Source organism: Streptomonospora sediminis (genome assembly GCF_054778995.1).
Genome location: NZ_BAAGYZ010000029.1, coordinates 61,237 through 80,436, shown reverse-complemented (window position 1 = coordinate 80,436; position 19,200 = coordinate 61,237). Strand labels below are relative to the sequence as shown.

The window sequence follows — 19,200 nt, the reverse complement described above, 5'->3', positions numbered from 1 at the left end:
CCCAGTAAGGAGCCTGGAAAATGCCGGAGCAGCCGACCGTGTTGATCGGCGGGCGGTGGGACACCCGATCAGAGCGGTTCCCCGTGCACAACCCCGCCGACGGCGGCCTCGCGGGCACCGTCGACTGGACATCGCCCGCCGATGCAGCTGCCGACGCCGCTACTGCCGCCGATGCCGCCGCCCGCGCGCTGCCCGACTGGGCGGCCACCCCGGCCCGCGGACGGGCCGACCTGCTCCTGGCCGCCGCCGCCCGCATGGAAGAGCGCCGCGGCGCGCTTGCCGAACTGCTGGCGCAGGAGGCGGGCAAACGCCTCCCCGAGGCCGCCGGCGAGATCGGGCTGTCCATCGAGTTCGTCCGCTGGTACGCCGAAGAGGCCCGCCGCTCAGGCGGCGGGATCCTGCCGCACGAGGCGGCCCACCGCCGCCACCTGGTGGGCCGCCATCCGGCGGGTGTGGTTGCGAGCCTGACCCCGTGGAACTTTCCGTGCTCGATCCAGGCGCGCAAGCTCGCGCCGGCGCTGGCCGCGGGCTGCACGGTCGTGGCCCGGGTCAGCGAGAAGGCGCCGCTCGCCGCCACCGAGCTGATCCGCTGCTTTACCGACGCCGGCCTGCCCGACGGCACGGTCAATCTCGTCCACGGCCCGCCCCGGGAGGCGACCGCCGCGCTGCTGGCGCACCCGGCGGTGCGGGTCGCCAGCTTCACGGGGTCCACCCGCGTGGGGCGCGAGATCATGCATCTGTGCGCCGACCGGCTCGTGCGCCCGCTGCTGGAACTGGGCGGCGACGCGCCGTTCGTCGTCCTGGAGGACGCCGACGTCGACCGCGCCGTCCAGGGCGCGCTGCTGGCCAAGTTCCGCAACACCGGCCAGTCCTGTGTGGCGGCCAACCGGTTCATCGTGCACGAAAAGGTCTACGACGCGTTCGTCGATGGCTTGGTCCGCGGCATCGATGCCATGACCGTGGGCAACGGGCTCGCCGACCCGGTGCCCGACCTCGGACCGGTGATCGACGACGGCCACCGGAGGGCCATCGAGGCCATGACCGCCGAGGCGGTGGCGGGCGGAGCGCACACGCTCACCGCGGACCGGACCGGAACGCTTCCGGAAGCGGGCAGCTACGTCGCCCCCGCGCTGCTGGCCGACGTGCCCCGCGACGCGCGCCTGGCCACCACCGAGATCTTCGGGCCCGTCGCCGGCGTGGTGCGGGCCCCCGACGAGGACACCGCCCTGCGGATGGCCGATGACACCGACATGGGCCTGGCCGCCTACGTCTATGCCGGCGACGTCGACCGTTGCTGGAGAGCGGCCGAGCGGCTGCACGTCGGCATCGTCGGCGTCAACGAGCCACTGCCCAACGTCGCGTTCGCCCCTCTGGGCGGGGTGAAGCAGTCCGGCCTGGGGCGCGAGGGCGGATCGGCCGGAATCGAGGAGTTCACCGAACTGCGCTACACCTCGCTCGGCCTGCGGCCGTGACCGCTGCGGTGCTGGGCCTGGGCGGGTGCGCCATCGTCTGCGGCGCCGCCGCCCAACGGGTCACCGGGCTGGGGTTCGCGCTGGTCGCGGCGCCGTTCCTGGTCTTGGCGGCGGGGCCCGGCGCCGGGGTCGGGGTCGCCAACCTGCTCTCGGCGGTGCTGTGCGCGCTCGTGCTGGTGCGCACCCGGCACGGGCTCGACCGGCGCCGCGCGGTCCTGATGGCCGTGCCCGCGTTGGCGGGCGTTCCGCTGGGGGTCGCGGTGCAGCACCGGGTGCCGGAAGGCCCGCTGATGGTGCTGGTCGGCGTGCTGGCAGGTGCGGCGGTGCTGCTGGTGACCGTGAGCCGACGCGCGGCCGTGCTCCGCGGCCGCCCGGGAGCACTGGCGGCCGGGGCGCTGTCGGGCTTCATGAACGCAAGCGCCGGACTGGGCGGCCCGCCCGTCGCCCTGCACGCCCAGTCCGAGCGCTGGTCGGCGGAGGTGCTGGTGCCCACCAGCCAGCTTTTCCTGCTCGCGGTCAACATCGCCTCGCTGGCGGCACGCGGCTGGCCGCCCTTTCCGCCGGCGGTGCTCGCCGGTGCCGTGGTCCTTGTCGCGGCCGGGGCCGCCCTGGGCGGGCGGATCGCGGGGTGTGTCAGCGTGGAGCGCACCCGCGCCCTCATGCTGGCGATCGCGCTGCTGGGTGCTGCGGTTGGTGCGGTCCGCGGTGCCGTGCTGTGGTCCGGTGCCGCCCTGTGGTAGAGAGCGGTCACTACGGCGGCGCAGGCGCTGACCGGGGCCGATGGCGGCACCCGAAGGCAGACGGGCGGGGCGCGGACAGCTACGTTCGGTAACCGGGCGGCCAGGTTGGGTGATCCGGCGACCCGATTGCCTTCCGTTTACCTGCGAGAATCGCGGACCGTTAGCGCCCGACCTCGGAACGATGCCAAGATTTTGCTATGTCAGGAGGACGGAGCAATGGTTAATATCATCGATCGTTCCGAGTGGGGCGCGCGCCCGCCGCACAGCCGCAACACCGTCTCATGGGGCACGCGCACCGAGTTCATAGTCCACCACTCCGCCGGCCCCACCAGCCAAAGCATCAGCTCCATCCAAGACTTCCACATGGACAACCGCGGCTGGTCCGACATCGGCTACAACCTGCTCGTCGACCAAGACGGCAACGCCTACGAAGGCCGCGGCTGGCTGGTCGTGGGTGCGCACGCGGTCGGCCACAACACCAGCGGCATCGGCGTCTGCTACATCGGCCAGAACAGCCCGAGCGGTGCCGCGAAATCCGCCATCCGCGCGCTTTACGACCAGGCCTGCGACCACGCCGGGCGGGAACTGGCGGCGAAGGGCCACCGCGACGTCAACAGCACCACCTGCCCCGGCAGCAATCTGCATTCCTGGGTCCACAACGGCATGCCCGCCGACGGGTCCGGCATCGGAGGAGGCGACATGTCCCTGATCGGGCTGAAGAAGGGCGACAGCAGCGACAACGGCTTGAAAGAAGAGGTCATCGGTCTGCAGTCGATGATCGTCAAGGCCGGCCGCGGCGATGCGCTGGAACCCCACGGCGTCGACGGCGACTACGGCGACGCCACCGCCGAGGCCCTGCGGCTGGTCCGCAAGGACGTCGGCTCCGCCGCAAAGGAAGGGTGGGGAGACCGCGTCAGCGGCCACGCCTACTCCCAGTTGCTGCAGGCCATGGTGATCCACCAGATCGGCCAACACACCTGATACCGGCGCCGGCGCCGCGCATCCGGTCCGCGGACCGGTGCTGAGCCCCCGCCCCCGACCCTGGTCCCGAATCGGCGAACCCCCGGACCCGAAACCCCGGGGCGCCCAACCGCCTACCCCCGGTCCCCGGGTGCGCGGACCGGCACACCAGCCCTGGCGGCACCCTCCGCCAGGGCTCCGTCGTGCCGGTAGCCCGGGACTCTACAGCCGGTCCGCCTGCGTGCCACCGCTTCCGCACCCCGAAACACCCGCGACCGGATGCGGACAGTCGGCCGCTGCAGCCCAACTGGTGCCCGCATGCGGGAAAGGTCTCACCGACACACACGGAGGAGGACCGGCTTTGGGCAGGCAGGGCTTCGGCGGCCACTTGTCGGATGCGCAGTGGAGCGCCTTCCTCCGGGCGGGCGCCACGCGCCGCTACAGCGACGGCGAGACCATCATCCACCAGGGCGCCCGCGACACCAGCGTGTTCCTGCTCGCCGAAGGCATGGTCAAGGTCACGACGGTGCGCCCCGATAGCGACCGTGTGCTGCTAGCGCTACGCGGCCCCGGCGAGTCCCTGGGCGAACTCTCGGCGGTATCGGGGCTGCCCCGCACCGCGACCGTGGCCGCATCGGGCGGCGACTGCCTGACCAGGGTCCTCAGCAGTACCCGGTTCTACGACCTCGCCCGCGAAATGGGGGTGGAGGCGGCCCTATGGCAACACGTGGTGCTGCGGCAGGCCGAAAGCGACTCACTGCGGGCCGAAATGGTGGCCCTGCCCTCCGGCCGACGGCTCGCCGCCGCCCTGCTCCGGTACGTCGCGCTCACCCGCGACCACCACTCCCCCTTCCAGGCCGGTGCAGACGGCAACCGCACCGTAACGCTGCGGCTCGGGCTTTCGCAGCGGGAACTGGGTGATGCCGTGGGCCTCTCCCGGACCTCTGTCGCCGCCGAGTTCGCCCGTCTGCGCGACCTCGGCGTGGTGCGCACCGGACGCCGCTATGTCGCGGTGCTGGACGTCGACCGCTTGCGGAAGCTGGCCGAAGGCGCACTGTGATGCACGTCGCCCGCGGGCGGCAGCCATGTGTCCGATCTCGGACACAGTGCCGCCGCGCCCGCTGTGAGAGTCGGGGACACAACGGCGGGACCTCTCTGGTCCGCGCCTGCCCCCTTTGAAGGAGTGCTCCAGTGACTGACATGTTCCGGCCGCCGCCCGCCGGCATGATCCTTCCCCCCTACCGAGCCGTCCTCGTCGTGGACGCCGAGCGCTACAGCCGGGCTTCCTCGCTCAACCAGCGTGCACTCAGCGGCAAGATCCCCGCTGTGCTGGAGGCGGCGTTCCACCGCGCCGGCCTCGCCGATCAATGGGAGCGGGCGAGTTTCCCGCAGAGCACGGGCGACGGTTTCGTCGTGGGCGTCGACCCCGCATACCTGGGCCGACTCGTCCACCCGCTGCTCGGCGAGATCCAGCATGTCCTGGAGGGGGTCCAGGACGAGTTCGCCGTGCTCGACCGCTCGCTGCGGCTCCGGCTGCGGGCCGGCATCGAGGTGGGACCGCTGCACGACACTGGCGGCGACGACGGTCTCGACGGTGTCGGACACGCGATGACCGAGACGCACCGGCTCGTTGACTCCCCACCGGTCCGCGCAGCCCTGAGCGAATCCGCACCCGATATCACCCTGCTCAGCGCGATCATTTCGCGGCGGGTGTACCAGGACGCAGTCCAGGGCGGCTACACCGGACTGGCGCGCGACCACTTCCACGAGGCCCACGCAGCCATTCCCGCAAAGGAGTTCAGCGCCGAGGCTTACGTCTACGTTCCGCGCCCATCGGGAAATCCAGCAACCCGTTCATCGGCCCCCGATACCGCCGACACCTCCGGTGCCGACGGCGCAGGGCCGGATGCGACCGGGCGCCCGCGGCCGCCCCGGGACCGGTCGCCAATGGAATCCGGCCGGTCCCCCGGAGGTGTGCACGCCGACCGCGGCGCCACCGCCAACCAGGCCGGCTCCGTCTCCGGAGGCGGTGTGCAGGCAGGCGCCGTCCACGGCGGCCTGCACACCGGCGACCGCTTCGAGACCGGCACCCGCTACGGCGGGATCGGCGACATCAGCGGCGATGTCGGCACCGTGATCAGCGGCGCGAGCGGCCCTGTGCATACCGGGCGCGGCGACCAGTACAACAGCCGGCAGCAGCCCGAACCGACCGGAAGTCGGCGTCGCCGGCCCGATCGCAATGCCGCCGACGACTGGGACGGGCCGGACCTGGGCGACGACGACTGGGAGGGAACGTGGTGACCACCGAACAGCCGTTCCCGCCGCACCGGGCGGATCGGCCCGAGCCGGAGCCGGCGCCCGCCAGCGGCGGTGTCGGGTCGGTCCGGGGCGGTGCGCGCACTGTGGCCACAAACCAGCAGGGTCCGATGCACTCGGGCGACGGCGATCAGCATTACATCGGGGAACAGCACAACTATTACCAGAAGAACGTGCTCGACTCGGCGCTCACCGCGCTGGCGAACGCACATTCGTCGTCCGCCGATGGAGCCCGCGGGCGCGTCTCCGGGCGCGTGGTCAAGGAGGAAGCCGACCTGCTGCGTGCGTGCTTCGTCCGGCCGCACGGCTTCGGCAGGGCCGAAGACGAGCTCGGCCGAAGCGGGCTGGTCGTACTATCGGGTCCGCGCGGCAGTGGCCGCCGCGCCGCGGCGATCAAGCTGCTCGACGCCGTGTACAACCCTCCGGCCACGATCCGGACGCTTCCCGACGCCGAGGAAAGCGAACCCTACCTGCACAAGGACGCGGTCGAACAGGGCGAGCTCCTGCTGCTGGAGCTACCCGCGCTGGAGGACGACCTGGTCAACGGGGTCTACCGGCAACTGACCGCCTACCGGGACCGGGTCGGTGCGCGCGAGGGGTACCTGGTCGTCGTGGTTTCCGAGGAGCACGAAGCAGCGGTGCGCAACCATCTGCGCGCCGCCATCGTCCGCATCGAACCTCCCGATATCCGGCAGGTCCTGCACAACCACCTCGACTACCGGAATGTCGCTCTGTCCGGTGCCCTCGACGACACCATGGTGGCGCGGTTGCAGGCGCTGCCCGTGGACGAGGTCCCACGGTTGGCGGACCACGTGGTCCGCCTCGCCGCGAAGCCGGAGGCCGGGGCCGCGGGCCTCAACGACCTAGTGCGCACGGCCATGGACGATGCCGCCGACTGGGTCGGCGCGGTGAGCAAGCAGATCGAGCGGAACGGCGGCGTGCGGCAGCGCGCGGTCCTGCTGTCAGCCGCCATGCTCAGCGGCCGCACCACCGACGCGGTCTTCGAGGCCGCCGAGAACCTGCTGAGCTGCGCCAAGCTGGGCGACGAGGAACCGCAACCCGGCCTGGCACGCCAGGGATTCATAGCTCAGCTCAACGAACTCAACGTGGAAACCACCGCCGACCGCACGCTCGCATTCAGCGGCCTCAACTACGATGCCGCGGTGCGCAACCGGTTCTGGGACGATTTCCCCGACCAGCACGACACCTTCCGCACGTGGGTGGAAAGGTGTGCCCGACCGGGCACGGGCGCCTACACCGCGCTGGACGCTCCCACGTTGGCCGTGCTCGGCCAGCGCTTCGCCGAGCAGCACCTGCGCACCCGCGGTCCCGAGCACCTACTCGCCGCCGTCGAGCCCTGGGCCGGCGGAAAGACCCCGGAATCCGCATACCCGAACCTGCTCCTGGGAGCGCTTGAGGCGATGCTGGGCGACGACCGCGCGGCGCCGCTGACGCGCAGGCGCATACGCGAATGGGCCACCGATACCTCGCTCTCTCCGCCGGTCGCGCATGCCCTCATCGGGCTGTGCGAAAAGGTGGTGGCGCCGACCCATCCCCCGCAGGCGGTCGTCCGCCTGCGGCACCTCGCCCGCCACCGGAACGGCGGAGTCGCCGGGCAGGCGTCCGACGCCTTGCTGCGGCTGGCCCGCGACTCGTGGAACCACCGGACACTGATCAGTATCCTCGCCGACCGCATGGGCCGGGACCACCGCTCGGGACGCGAGGTCTACGCCACCGATCGGGCACTTCTGCGCGAAGCGACTCAGCCGGCGGTACTGCGCGGCCACGGCCGGAACCCGGCACGCGCCGTGAGCCGGGACGAGCTCATCGCATTGACCGCCGCCATGGCCGCAGCCGACGACGACGTGCGCGAGTACACGCACCGCTGGCTGACGGCCTTCGCATTCGATACCCCGCAGCCAACCGGTCCCCAGGCGGGCACCAGCGGGCAAGGGCGGCTTCCGGAGCGGCTCCGCGCGGTCGCCACCGCCGCTTGCGACGCGCAGCAGTGGACGACCTTGTACGCAGCCGCGCTGAACTGGTCGAACGAGCGTACGTGCCCGCCCGCGCTCCAGCGGCGCCGCGAGCTCGGCGATCTGTTCCTCCAACACGCACGGGCCGTGCGGCGAAGCGGGACCACGCGGACCGGTACCACCCAGACACCGAAGGAGACGCAACGATGACCGTGGACAGCCGCCTGCTTGCGGCGCTCGCGCTGCTCGCCGCCGCGGTACTCGCGGTGCTCGCCGCCGCAGCAGGATGGTGGGGCCTGCTGTGGTGCGCAGTGCCGCTCGGGCTCAGCGGACTTGTGGTACTCCTGCTGCGCGGCCCCGGGACATCCCACCGACCGGCACCGCCTCCAACCGCGCCGGCACGGGACGCGGCAGAGTCCGAGCAGCCCGCACCGGCCCCATCCACCGCTCCCTGGGAGCCGCGGCGGGCGCACCTGGCCAAGGCTCCGCTGCCCAGCGCCCACCCGGAGTATGACGTGCTCCTGTCCGGCGTGGTCTGGTGGCGAACCGACCGCGGCAGCGATCCGGGGAGCGGCGGGCGCGCCAAGAGCCTGATCGTGGAGCGGGCCGCCGAGCTCACCCGCAATGACCCACCGCAGGACTGCAAACTCACCGGGCACCGCCTCGCCGCCGCACTCGGCCAGGCGGTCCGTGCCGAGCCGGACGGAATCGAGGTGTGGGCGGAAGAGGTGCGGCTGGAGTTGCACGACGAGGACGCGGCACGGCTGGAGCGGATCCGCGGCTTCCGCAAGGATGAGGAGGTCCGCGAGCACGAACGCGCTGCCGAACGCAACTTCCGGCAGTACCTGCGCAGCGAGATGCTCGCCGATCCGGGCCAGGCCGTGCTGTGGTGGCTGGCCCGCGATCCCGAAGCCATCCACGACACCGTGGGCGAAATCGGCACGTTGTCCCGCTTGACGGCGGCGACGGGCGGCACCGAAATCCCGCCGCTGTACCGGGACCTCGCCAACGGAACCACCGAGCCCGAACCCGAGCCACCGTCGCCGAACCCGCCCGAGGGCCCCGAGCCGAGCGGCCCTGGCGATGAAACAAGTGGCGCGGCGCCGCCTCCCGGATTCCCCGGCACACTCTTCGATCCCGGCACCCGCGTCCCCGCGGGCTCCAACGGCGCCGGGCACGGGACGGTGTCCGGCGGCGACATCGGCAGCGGCGACGGCGGTGGGCGACATGGCGGCGCCGACGACCCGCGGCGTGCTGTACATGTGATGGGGGGTGTGCTCGCCGGTTCGGGCAACGCCCAGGGCCGCGACCGCGTGGAAGTGGTCGCGGCCATGCTCGCCGAAGCCGGACGCGCCGATCTCGCCGGAGTGATGCGCGACCGCGGGTCCGCCGGGGCCGGCCCGGCGAGCGCCGCAGACCCCTCCGGCAGCGCCGACGGATCGGAAAACTCCGGCACCGGTGCCGGAGCGGGCCACCGCGCAGAGCACGGCGACTACGGGGCGGCCGATCCGGGCCCCGAAGCCGAACAGCCGGACCCGGCAGCCGGTGCGGAGGATCCGCGTCCCGCCCCCCGGGACGGCGACCGCAACCAAGCTCCGGCGGACGACGGTGCGGGCGCCGCCGGCCGCTGGTTCGGTGCCGCGGCCTGGACGTCGAGCGCCGATGGAACCGTGTCCTCCCCCAGGGACGCATCCGCGGACCAGGCCAACAGGGCGAGTCCGAGCGGCCCCGACGATACCGGTCCCACCAAGCCGACCGATGGCGCCAATGGCAGCGGGCAGCCCGGCCCCGGGCCGCAGGCGGATCCGTCCGGTTTCCGACCCCTTAGCTGACCAACGCACCGCACGATGTGCTCCTGATCCGCCCAACCCGCCGAATCGCTCACGGTCCGACGGCGACGGGGGTGGCGGCGAGTAGCTGGGCACGCGCCACGGCCGGACCAGGGCGCGGGGCGGCGGTGGGGCCGTGGCCGGGGTGGCCGATACGGGTTCGCGCTGCCGCGCCGCCGCCCCGGCGCCGGGTTCGGGCGCAGGTCAGGGCTTGCGGCCCACTCCCGCCAGTGACGGGGCGTCGAGGTTCTTGCCGACCTCGGCGAGTTCGGGGCGCCACTGCGGGCAGGGGACCAGGCCGGGCTCGACGACCTCCAGGCCGTCGAACAGGGCCGTGATCCACTCGGGGCTGCGGTGCCGGTAGGGCAGCGGCGCGTTGGAGTTGTAGTCGTCCAGTGCGGCCAGGACCGTGGGGTCGGTGTCGGTGCCGTCCCACAGGGCCAGGTAACTGCCGCTAGGCAGGGCGTCGACCAGGGTGCGGACGATGCCGGGCACTTCGTCGGCGTCGATGTGGCCGAGCACGCCCATCAGGATCAGGGCGATCGGGCGGTCGAAGTCGAGCCGCTCGCGGGCCATGGGGATGATGGCCTCGGGGTCGCGGATGTCGGCGTGGATGTAGTCGGTCTTGCCCTCGGGCGTACCCACGAGCAGCGCATGGGCGTGCGCCAGGACCAACGGGTCGTTGTCGACGTAAACGATCTCGGACTCCGGCGCCTCCTCCTGCGCGACCTCGTGGGTGTTGTTCGCGGTGGGCATGCCCGTGCCCAGGTCGAGGAACTGGCGGATACCGGCCTCGCGGGCGAGGTAGGTGACCGCGCGCATCAGGAATCCGCGGCCTTGGCGGGCGAATGCGGGCACCTCGGGGAAGTTCTCCAGGAACTGGTCGCCGGCCTCGCGGTCGGCGGCGTAATTGTCCTTGCCACCGAGCCAGTAGTTCCAGACCCGCGCGGAGTGCGGCACGGAAGTGTCGATCGTGGGGACAGGGTCGGACGCGGGTTTCGGCCAGGAGGGGGTGTCGTTCATCGGTATTCTTCCCAGTTCGGGGATGGCGGACGGCCGCCCCCCGGGGCACACCGACTCCGAAAGCGTCCAAGGCCCGCCACTGCGTGGTTTCGGGTGATCATCCTACCGCTCGGTATCCGCCGTTCCGGGGCTGTTCGGGGCTGCGGGCCCGCTGAGTCCCAACTGTTGTTTTCAGTCCCGCACCCGGGCTTTGGACCGACCGATCCGGTCATTCGAACAGTGAGCGGTGTCCCGGGCCCCGCTGGCGGCGGCGCCGCAGGACCACCACCAGGTCGACCGCGCCCACCGCCGCGAGCACCCAGAGGATGGCGGCCGCGACGGGCAGATCGGCGGCCCAGGCCACCGCGCCGAGAGCGAGGCTGATGACGATGCCCAGCGAGGCCAGGACCAGCCGGAGGTTCAATGCGCTGTAGGGGCGGTCGTGGGTGCCCCGCGCAGGGCGGTCTGCGTTGCGACGTCTCATGGCGGCCTCCTGCGCGCACCGCTACCCGCCGCACGCGCCCGAATGCAAGCGCACCCGAGCGTACGGCGGGCGCAAACACGGCCCCCGCAGCACGGGGTCCGGTGCGCGCAAGGGGCTCATTGCCCCAAATGTGCCAGCGCGCTCCTGGCGGCCTCGGTGACGTGGGGGTCGGGGTGGGAGTGCACGATCCGCTCGGTGACGCGGCGGGCGCGGGTGCGGACGGGGGGTTCCTGACCGCTCAGCAGCTCGGGCAGATCCGCGAAGATGGTGGCGAGTTCCGGCGCGGATTCGAGGGCCTCGCCGGATTCCCATTCGCCCGCACCGAACTGGCTCGTGACCGATTCCAGCGACTGGAGCAGCCCCAGCAGCCAGTCGTCCTTGCTCAGTTCCTCCATTTTCATGAAGCCGTTGGTGGCCAGCCAGCGGCGCGCGAAACCGCCGCGTTCGGGATCGGCGGCCCATTCGCGGACCTTGTCCATGCCGGTATCGCCGGCCTCGTGCACGGCCACATGCAGCGCAATGGCCTCGTGGTCGGGGTCGTCGGTGCGTTCGGCGAGCGCCACGAGTTCGGCGGCGCTCTGGTCTTCGGTGCGGGCATCGGCCCAGGCCGCAACGGCATCGTCGCCGGCAAGCCCGGAGTCGACCAGGCAGACGAGCAGCTCGGCCGGTTCGGCGGCGAGTTCGGCGCTGCTGTAGGCGGTGAACCCGAGTCCGGTGTAGTGGTCGCGCAGCCCGCGCATGCCGGCGGGGGTGGCGCGCACCCAGTCGGTTGAATCGGGCCCGGTAACGAGTTCGGCGGCGCCGAAGGAGACCAGGATGCGGCACATGCGGCGCACCGACAGGTCGAGGGCCGCGGTTGTTTCATCGGCGGTTTCGGCGGCCGTGTCATCGGGGGTGCCGGCCGCGGTACCGGGCCGGGCGGCTTCGTCGCCGTACTCGTCACCGCCGCCGTCGTGCTCTGTGTTGTCCCACGCCTTTGCGAACGCAGCGGCGGCCTCGTCAACGAGGTGGCCCACGGCGAAACCGTCGCCGCCCGCCTGGTAGAGCGCGGTGCAGACGAACTGCGCGATGCCGCCGCCGGGGTCGATGGCGAGGTCGGGCGACCGGTCGTCTTCGGGGTCGGCGAAGCCGATCCGGTCCCAATCGGGAAGAACCCGCAACGCCCGCGCCAAGAGCAGGTCGGGGTGGCGCACCAGCGCCCGGTTCTTCTTCACCGGTACCAGGTGGCCGCGGTAGGAGCGGATGGTGCCGATCTCGGCAGCGATATCGACGATGCGCTGCGCCGAGAGCCCGGGAACCGCCACCGAGGCCAAGCGCGCAGCCGAATCTTCGGTAAGTTCGCGGTACTCGCGGACGGGAACGCCGCCGGCGCCGACCGCGGAGTCGAGCGCCACCAGCGCCGTGACGACCGGGGTCTGTGCCGCGAAGTGCGCCGCCTCGTCAGGTGCCGGCGTGTCGACGACGGGCAGCACATGCCCTTGAGGGGATTCGAATCCGGTGTCCTCGTGTATCTCCCGTTCGAGGATGGTGTACAACGTGTCGGTGTCGACGGCTACGCGCCCGTCGTTGACACCCTCGATGAACGTGTCGACGGCATCGGGATCGCCGTCATTGATTCCGTGCGCCGCCATTTCGCGGGCCCAGAACGCCTCGGACGCCAACCGGGCGGGATCGGCGAGGCGTTCGTGGAACTCGGGCCGCAGTTCCTCGACATGGGTGCGGAGTTCCACCAGCGAATAGGATCCGGGGTCGAAGAGGCCGCGGTCGTCGAGGAAGCCGAGCCACTGCAGCAGCGCATCGGCGGCCCGGTGCGGCTCGTCGGCGACGAGCACGCGCGGCAGGTAGCTCAGCAGCAGGTCGCGGATGTGGTCGTCGCGCCACAGCGCAAGCCGGCCGTCGCCGTTGTGGACACCGTTCAACCCGTACTTGAAGTCGAGAACCGGCGCGAGGAACGCGGCGGGAGGTACGGCGGGGTCGAGTTCGGACGATTCGGCCACCGCGGCGATGATGCGGGAGCGGGAATCAAGGTAGGCCCGGGGGTCGGCTCCGGTGAAGGTGAGGCGCATGGGTGGCTCCCCGGTACGGCGGCGGTGGTCGAATCCGCCCCCAACCATAGGGCCGCAGCCTGGCGGCCGGAGCGTTTTCCACACCCTTGGGAAGATCGCAGCGGACGGGCCCGCCGGCAACGGCCTAAAGTGATCCCATGCTGGAGGAATTGGCGGCCGAGGCCCGGACCATGGCGGCGCGGTCCGCATCGCGGGCGGTGCTCGGCCTCGCGGGTCCGCCCGGGGCGGGAAAATCGGCGCTGGCGCGGTATCTGGTCGACCAGGTCCGCAACGGGCTGGGGCCGTCCAGTGCCGCCTACCTGCCGATGGACGGGTTCCACCTGTCCAACGCGCAACTTGAGCGGCTCGGCCGCCGCGACCGCAAGGGCGCGCCCGACACCTTTGACGTGCGTGGTTACCTGGCCATGCTGCGGCGGCTGCACACGGTCGGCGACGCTCCGGTCTATGCCCCCGACTTCGACCGCACCCTTGATGAGCCCATCGCAGCCCGGCAGGCGATCGAACCGGGGGTCCGGCTGGTGGTGACCGAAGGCAACTACCTTGCCGAGGACGCCCCGCTGTGGCGCGAGGTCCGGGCGCTGCTGGACGACCTCTGGTACGTCGAAGCCGACGACACCACCAGGGAGGCCCGGCTGGTCGACCGCCAGATGGCCGGCGGCCGCAGCCGCGGCGACGCCGAAGCCTGGGTGCAGCGCAGCGACCGCGCCAACAGCGAGATCGTGAAGGCGAGCCGCGCCAACTGCTCCCGGATCGTGCGCCTGGACCACTCCGAACGCCTGCGCTGACCCCGGCCGGCGGCGGGCGGTCCGGATTCACGGCATGTTTCCAACTCTTTACAGCGTGCTCTCACTCCTTTAAAGTCCGGCATATGTGGGAGCGCTCCCAGCAATACGGGCGCCCCGCTGTCCGTCCACGGGGGCCGCTGCAACGACAAAGGACTCGTGCATGTTCCGAGAATCCGTGCGCCCCATCGCCGGCGCCGCGCTCGTACTGGCCGCTGCGGTGGCAGCCGGCCCAACCCCCGCTTCGGCCGCCGAGTCGGAGTTCTACGTCAACCCGGACATGGCCTCGGCCCAGTGGGTCCGCGACAACCCCGACGACTCGCGCGCCGGTGTCATCGCCGACCGCATCGCCGATGTCCCGCAGGGCACCTGGTTCACCGAGTACAACCCGGACGAGGTCCAGGGCCAGGTGGACGCGCTGGTCGGGGCGGCCGACTCCGCCGGGAAGACCCCGATCCTGGTCGTCTACAACATCCCCAACCGCGACTGCAGCAACCACAGCGGCGGTGGCGCGCCCAGCCACTCGGCCTACCGCACCTGGGTGGACCAGGTCGCCGCCGGACTCGACGGCCGCCCCGCCGCGATCGTCATGGAGCCCGATGTCCTGTCGCTGATGGACAGCTGCATGGACCAGGGGCAGCAGAACGAGGTCATGGAGTCGATGGCCTACGCCGGCAAGGCGCTGATGGCCGGCTCCTCCCAGGCGCGCGTCTACTTCGACGCCGGGCACTCCGGGTGGCACGCCCCCGGCGAGATCGCCTCGCGGCTGAACGGCGCCGATATCGCCAACAGCGCCCACGGGATCTCCACCAACGTGTCCAACTACAACCGGACCGCCGACGAAACCGCCTACGCCGAGCAGATCATCGCCGCCACCGGGCACTCCGGCCTGCGCGCGGTCGTCGACACCAGCCGCAACGGCAACGGGCCGCTGGGGTCGGAATGGTGCGACCCCGCCGGCCGGGCGATCGGCACCGAAAGCACGACCGACACCGGCAACCCGGTCATCGACGCGTTCCTGTGGGTGAAGCTGCCCGGCGAGGCCGACGGCTGCATCGGCACCGCCGGCGAGTTCGTGCCGCAGCGAGCCTATGACCTGGCGGTGGCCGCGGGCTGATCCTGCAGGCACCGGACGTGCCGGGGAACACCGGCGCTGCGGGTTCGAGGGGGAGGGTGCCGACCGCACCCTCCCCCTCTGCCGCCGCCGCACGGGCCGCGCCCGTGCCGCCCGTGCGCACTCGTGCGTGCGCCCCTGCTCACTGCTCCTCGAAGTCCTCCCGGTCGGTGCCGGTCTCCTCCATCGCGTCCTGGAGTTCGGCCTCGATCTCGCGGCGGGTGTCGGGCTCTCGTTCGCTCTCGTCCTGCGGCTGCGGAAGGACCTGGTCGGTGTCCGGAGTCTTCTCCCCGGACTCCTCGGGCATGGTCATGGGGCTCTTCTTTCCGGGTCTGCGGTGATCACGGCCCCGCTACCCGGTCCGCCGCAGCTCACACGGGCGCGCCACGCCGATCCCCGTCCGCGCGCTGCGGGCCTGCCGCGCCCCCGTGGCCCGCGGACAGCGGTTCAGCTACCGGCGCGCTGGAGCGGGCGCAGCCACGAGGCGGCCAGCACAGCGACCACCAGGATCACCAGCAGCAGTGCGGTGGGGACGTGCAGACCGAGCATGCCGTGGCTGCCGAAGTAGGCCTGGGCGAAGCTTGCGGCGAAGGCGGCGGCGCTGGCGGCGGCCGGCCAGACGGGGCCGCCGCCCGGGCGCACCAGCAGGGTTGCGGCGATGAGCTGCGCACCTCCGGCGACGTGCACCGCGATAGCGGTACCGGCGTGTATCCCCATGACCGACATGTCCTGCATGAGGAGCTGCCCCGCCGTGGTGAACTCCACGGCGAGCAGCACCGCATGGACGAGGGCGGTAATGCGCAATCCCCACAAATAGGGCGGATCAGGTTGCGGTTGGACCATGCTGCTGCCTCCGGTGGGCCGGGCGAACGGGGGGCGGTCGCGCCCCGCAGGGCGGCCCCGGAAGCATGCTACTTACCGGGCGGCGGCCCGCTACTGGGCGGCGCCGCTGGAACCACCGGCACCGCCGGAGGCCGCGGAGCCCTCCGCACCGGTGTCCGCCGCAGCTGCGCGGCGGGACCAGTACGAGGCGATCAGCGCGCCGGAGATGTTGTGCCAGACCGAGAACAGCGCGGCCGGCAGGGCGGCCAGCGGTGCGAAGTGGACGGTGGCCAGGGTCGCGGCCAGGCCCGAATTCTGCATGCCGACCTCGATGGAGACGGCACGCCGCGCGCTTTCCGGCAGGCGCACCAGCTTGCCCGCCCCGTAGCCCAGGGCGACACCGACCGCGTTGTGCAGCACGACGGCCACCACCAGCACCGCACCGGTGGACAGCAGCGTGTCGGCGTTGGCGCCCACCACCGCCAGCACCACCAGCATGATGCCCGCCACCGAAACGAGCGGCAGTAGCGGCAGCACCTTCTCGACCGCCCGCGAGAACAGGGCGCGCGCCCCGATGCCCAGCACCACGGGGACGAGGACGACCTGCAGGATGGAGACGAGCAGCCCGCCGGCGTCGACCGGCAGCGTCGACCCGGCCAGCCACAGCACCAGCAACGGGGTGGCGAACGGCGCGAGCAGGGTCGAGATCGACGTCATGGCCACCGACAGCGCGACATCGCCGCGCGCGAGGAAGACGATGACGTTGGAGGACGTGCCGCCCGGGGCGGCGCCCACCAGCACCATGCCGACCACGAGCAGCGGCGGCAACTGCAGCAGCTGCGCCAGTCCCCAGCCCACCAGCGGCATGATCACGAACTGGGCGATGACACCGGCGACCACCGCCTGCGGCCGGGTAAGGACGATCTTGAAGTCGGCGGGCCGCAGCGTCAGGCCCATGCCGAACATGATCACCCCGAGCAGCACGCTGATCCAGGGGGTGAGCCGGGCCGCCTGGTCGGGGACGAGCAGGCCCAGCACCGCGCTCACGAGGATGAGCAGCCCGAACCAGCGTCCGGCGAATGCCGCGGCCTTGACCAGAATTCTCATGGCGGATATTCCAGCAGGCCGCGGCCGGGTCCTGACACCCGGGGGGGCGGGTGCGGGCCGAAACGGGGGCCGGCCGCAATGCCGCCGGTGCGGCGGCCACGGCCGCAGGGCCGAAGGGCAAACGGCGGCAAGAGCCGAAGGCCGCGGCGGCCCTTTCGCTAGCCGTGGTGGGCGGCGACCTCGCGCAGGGTGCGCACCGCTGCCGTAACAGCGGGGCGGCGGGCGGCGTCCTTGCGCCAGAAGGCGAAGACCTGCCGGACCAGCGCCGGCTGGACCGGCAGCAGCCGCACACCGTCGGGTACCGGCCCGCGCCCGAGCCGCGGCAGCACGGCGGCGCCCAGCCCGGCGGCGATCATCGCCAGCTTGGTCTGGTGTTCCTCGACCGCGTGGGCGATCCACGGTTCCACGCCGCGTGCGCGCAGCATGCCGACCAGCCAGTCGTGGCAGATCGAGCCTTTGCCCCAGCTGATCCACGGCTCGCCGACGACCTCGTCGAGCTCCAGCAGCTCGCGGTGCGCAAGCGGGTGGTTGACCGGCAGCGCAACGTCGGCGACGTCGACCATGACCGGGGTCTTGACCATCGACTTGGGCAGCTCGATGGGTGCGCCCTCCCAGTCGACGGCCACCGCCACGTCGGCGTCGCCGCGCGCCACTGCGGGAATGCTGTCGTCGGGTTCCTGCTCGCTGAGCTGCACCCGCAGCTTGGGGTGCGCCTGGGCCAGCAGGGCCAGCGCGGGGATGATCAGCCCGCGGGCCCCCGTCGCAAAGGCGGCGAGCTCCAGCGTGCCGACGATCTCGCCGCGGTGCGACTCCAGCGCGGCTTCAGCCTGGTGCACCAGGGACAGGATCTGCCCGGTGTGCTCCACGAGAATCTGCGCCGCTTCGGTGAGCCGGACTCCGCGGCCGTTGCGTTCCACGAGCGCCTGGCCGACCTCGCGCTCCAGTTTCGTCAGCTGCTGGGACACGGCTGAGCTTGTGACGTGCAGCGCTTCGGCAGCGCCGTTGAGGGATCCGTTGGCCGCGATCGCGTGCAGGATGCGCATTCGGTCGACGCTGAGCATGTAAGAAAGCCTAACCTTGCACGCCACAGAATATAAAGGCCGACTAACCTGGCCCGTCCGGTGCGTCCGGTGCGGTCTCCGGCCGCCTTTCCCACCAGCGGGTCCGAATGATGTCATGGCGAAGCATCCGCGATCCGGAAGGGCAACTGGGGGACCGATGATCGACTACGGGCAGCGGCGCGAGGTGGCACTCGTAACGGGGGGAAGCAAGGGAATCGGCCGCGAGGTCGCGGGACGCCTGGCCGCAGCAGGCATGATCGTCTATTTGGGCGCCTGCGACTCCGAGCAGGGCCGGGCCGCCGCGGCGGCGCTGGAAGGCGACGTGCGCGCCGTTGCGCTGGACGTAACCGACGACGACGATGTCGCCGCGGCCGTACGGCGGATCGACGAGGAGTCCGGGCGGCTCGACATCCTGGTCAACAACGCCGGTGCGGCCACCGAGCGGGGCGTGCCCACCGACGAGATCTCCGCTGCACTGCTGCGGGCGTCCTACGAGGTGAACGTGGTCGGCGTGGTCGGGGTGACCTCGGCCTGCGTCCCGCTGCTGCGCCGGTCCAACGCGGGCCGAGTGGTGAACATGTCCAGCCCGCTGGGGTCGCTGACCTTCGTCGGCGACCCGGGGCACCCGACCGCCACGCGCGGCCTGCTCGCCTACAACTCCGCCCGGGCCGCGCTGGACGCGGTCACCCTGAGCTACGCCAACGCGCTGCGCGCGGACGGAATCCGCGTCGACGCGGTGAGCGCGGAGGGCGCCGGCACCGACCTGTACCCGGGCTCCCCGCTCGCCGGAAACGGCGGCGCCCGGGTTCCCGGACAGCGCACCGAGGGCCCGGTGGGGTTGGCGCTGCTGGCGGGCGCGGGAGTGCCCGGCGTCTTCCGGGGCGGCGACGACGGCCAGGCGGCAGCGGCGCCGCTGCCGCGGTGAACGGGACCGGCGGAACCGCGGCCCTGGGCACCCGCGGCACGCGTTAGCGTCCGGCCTTCCGGGAGCGGTCCCACGGCTACCGCTCCGGAGCTGCAGGGGCGGCGCACCCGGGAACGATCCGGAGCAGGAAGCAGGGACAACACCAGGAGCAAGAGCGGAGAGTAAGAGCAGGCGCCGCCAGGAAGAGCAGAGCCGGAGTCGCAGGCCCGTGTCCGGCCGGTCCCCCAGCCCCGTGGACCCCCCTGGGTTCCGGCGGACCGCAGTGGCTATGCTGTCGCGGAAGCCGACAAACCGACCGTCCGTCGGCGCCGCGGACTTGCCGATCGGGTCCGCGGTACCGTCCCCCCGCCCGATTTCCGGCGCGGCGGGCGGGGATTTCCCGTCAGCGGCCATGGCGGCGTTTTAGCCGCCCCGCACCGCCCCTCACCGCGGGCGTTGCCGGATCCGGCCGCCCCCCGCACACCCGCACGCACCGCACGGCGACCCGATGCAGTGGTCGCCGGATCGCGTAAAAGAGACATGTCTCTGCCACACTCGCGTGGGTTTG

At 72.0% G+C, this 19,200-nt stretch carries 17 protein-coding genes; 10 read left to right on the top strand and 7 right to left on the bottom strand.

The features are described from left to right. Positions 1 to 20: 20 nt before the first annotated feature. The 7 genes from ACYVD5_RS07825 to ACYVD5_RS07795 all read left to right on the top strand — a co-directional run bounded on the left by ACYVD5_RS07825 (position 21) and on the right by ACYVD5_RS07795 (position 9,293). The gene (locus tag ACYVD5_RS07825; protein ID WP_461000259.1) at positions 21 to 1,472 is read left to right on the top strand and encodes an aldehyde dehydrogenase family protein; all 1,452 of its coding nucleotides are present in this window, start codon (positions 21 to 23) and stop codon (positions 1,470 to 1,472) included. After that, complete coding sequence (locus tag ACYVD5_RS07820) at positions 1,469 to 2,212, top strand: TSUP family transporter (RefSeq protein ID WP_461000258.1); 744 nt, start codon at positions 1,469 to 1,471, stop codon at positions 2,210 to 2,212. Before ACYVD5_RS07825 ends, ACYVD5_RS07820 begins: the two co-directional genes overlap by 4 nt. A gap of 216 nt (positions 2,213 to 2,428) precedes the next feature. After that, entirely contained in the window at positions 2,429 to 3,193 is a 765-nt protein-coding gene (locus ACYVD5_RS07815) for an N-acetylmuramoyl-L-alanine amidase (protein ID WP_461000257.1), read from the top strand. Positions 3,194 to 3,533: 340 nt separating this feature from the next. After that, complete coding sequence (locus tag ACYVD5_RS07810) at positions 3,534 to 4,232, top strand: Crp/Fnr family transcriptional regulator (protein WP_461000256.1); 699 nt, start codon at positions 3,534 to 3,536, stop codon at positions 4,230 to 4,232. A 140-nt stretch (positions 4,233 to 4,372) separates the two neighbouring features. After that, positions 4,373 to 5,473: a hypothetical protein gene (locus ACYVD5_RS07805; RefSeq protein ID WP_461000345.1), complete on the top strand. Its 1,101-nt coding sequence runs from the start codon at positions 4,373 to 4,375 to the stop codon at positions 5,471 to 5,473. Next, entirely contained in the window at positions 5,470 to 7,671 is a 2,202-nt protein-coding gene (locus tag ACYVD5_RS07800) for a hypothetical protein (protein WP_461000255.1), read from the top strand. The genes ACYVD5_RS07805 and ACYVD5_RS07800 overlap by 4 nt, the downstream gene beginning before the upstream one ends. After that, positions 7,668 to 9,293 carry a hypothetical protein gene (locus ACYVD5_RS07795; RefSeq protein ID WP_461000254.1) on the top strand — a complete coding sequence of 542 codons (1,626 nt, stop codon included), beginning with the start codon at positions 7,668 to 7,670 and terminating at the stop codon, positions 9,291 to 9,293. Before ACYVD5_RS07800 ends, ACYVD5_RS07795 begins: the two co-directional genes overlap by 4 nt. A 201-nt stretch (positions 9,294 to 9,494) precedes the next feature. On the opposite strand, the gene ACYVD5_RS07790 is transcribed toward ACYVD5_RS07795, so the two are convergent. From ACYVD5_RS07790 to ACYVD5_RS07780, 3 genes are all read right to left on the bottom strand, one after another. Continuing rightward, positions 9,495 to 10,313: an SAM-dependent methyltransferase gene (locus ACYVD5_RS07790; RefSeq protein ID WP_461000253.1), complete on the bottom strand. Its 819-nt coding sequence runs from the start codon at positions 10,311 to 10,313 to the stop codon at positions 9,495 to 9,497. A 208-nt stretch (positions 10,314 to 10,521) separates the two neighbouring features. Further along, complete coding sequence (locus ACYVD5_RS07785) at positions 10,522 to 10,776, bottom strand: DUF6343 family protein (RefSeq protein WP_461000252.1); 255 nt, start codon at positions 10,774 to 10,776, stop codon at positions 10,522 to 10,524. A 116-nt stretch (positions 10,777 to 10,892) separates the two neighbouring features. Next, positions 10,893 to 12,842: a hypothetical protein gene (locus ACYVD5_RS07780; protein ID WP_461000251.1), complete on the bottom strand. Its 1,950-nt coding sequence runs from the start codon at positions 12,840 to 12,842 to the stop codon at positions 10,893 to 10,895. A gap of 137 nt (positions 12,843 to 12,979) precedes the next feature. Between ACYVD5_RS07780 and ACYVD5_RS07775 the strand changes: the two genes are divergently transcribed. Then, positions 12,980 to 13,627: a nucleoside/nucleotide kinase family protein gene (locus ACYVD5_RS07775; RefSeq protein ID WP_461000250.1), complete on the top strand. Its 648-nt coding sequence runs from the start codon at positions 12,980 to 12,982 to the stop codon at positions 13,625 to 13,627. Between the two features lie 160 nt (positions 13,628 to 13,787). Beyond that, the gene (locus ACYVD5_RS07770) at positions 13,788 to 14,741 is read left to right on the top strand and encodes a glycoside hydrolase family 6 protein (protein ID WP_461000249.1); all 954 of its coding nucleotides are present in this window, start codon (positions 13,788 to 13,790) and stop codon (positions 14,739 to 14,741) included. A 139-nt stretch (positions 14,742 to 14,880) separates the two neighbouring features. Here the strand turns inward: ACYVD5_RS07770 and ACYVD5_RS07765 are convergent, their stop codons facing one another. The 4 genes from ACYVD5_RS07765 to ACYVD5_RS07750 form a co-directional block, all read right to left on the bottom strand. After that, positions 14,881 to 15,051: a hypothetical protein gene (locus tag ACYVD5_RS07765; RefSeq protein ID WP_461000248.1), complete on the bottom strand. Its 171-nt coding sequence runs from the start codon at positions 15,049 to 15,051 to the stop codon at positions 14,881 to 14,883. Between the two features lie 134 nt (positions 15,052 to 15,185). Further along, on the bottom strand, positions 15,186 to 15,581 hold the full coding sequence (locus ACYVD5_RS07760) for a hypothetical protein (protein WP_461000247.1): 396 nt from the start codon (positions 15,579 to 15,581) through the stop codon (positions 15,186 to 15,188). Between the two features lie 90 nt (positions 15,582 to 15,671). Then, a complete protein-coding gene (locus ACYVD5_RS07755; protein ID WP_461000246.1) occupies positions 15,672 to 16,667 on the bottom strand; it encodes a bile acid:sodium symporter family protein in 996 nt (331 codons plus the stop codon). 158 nt (positions 16,668 to 16,825) lie between these two features. Further along, a complete protein-coding gene (locus tag ACYVD5_RS07750) occupies positions 16,826 to 17,728 on the bottom strand; it encodes a LysR family transcriptional regulator (protein WP_461000245.1) in 903 nt (300 codons plus the stop codon). A gap of 157 nt (positions 17,729 to 17,885) precedes the next feature. On the opposite strand from ACYVD5_RS07750, the gene ACYVD5_RS07745 reads away from it, so the two are divergent. Then, on the top strand, positions 17,886 to 18,653 hold the full coding sequence (locus tag ACYVD5_RS07745; protein WP_461000244.1) for an SDR family NAD(P)-dependent oxidoreductase: 768 nt from the start codon (positions 17,886 to 17,888) through the stop codon (positions 18,651 to 18,653). Positions 18,654 to 19,200 lie beyond the last annotated feature (547 nt).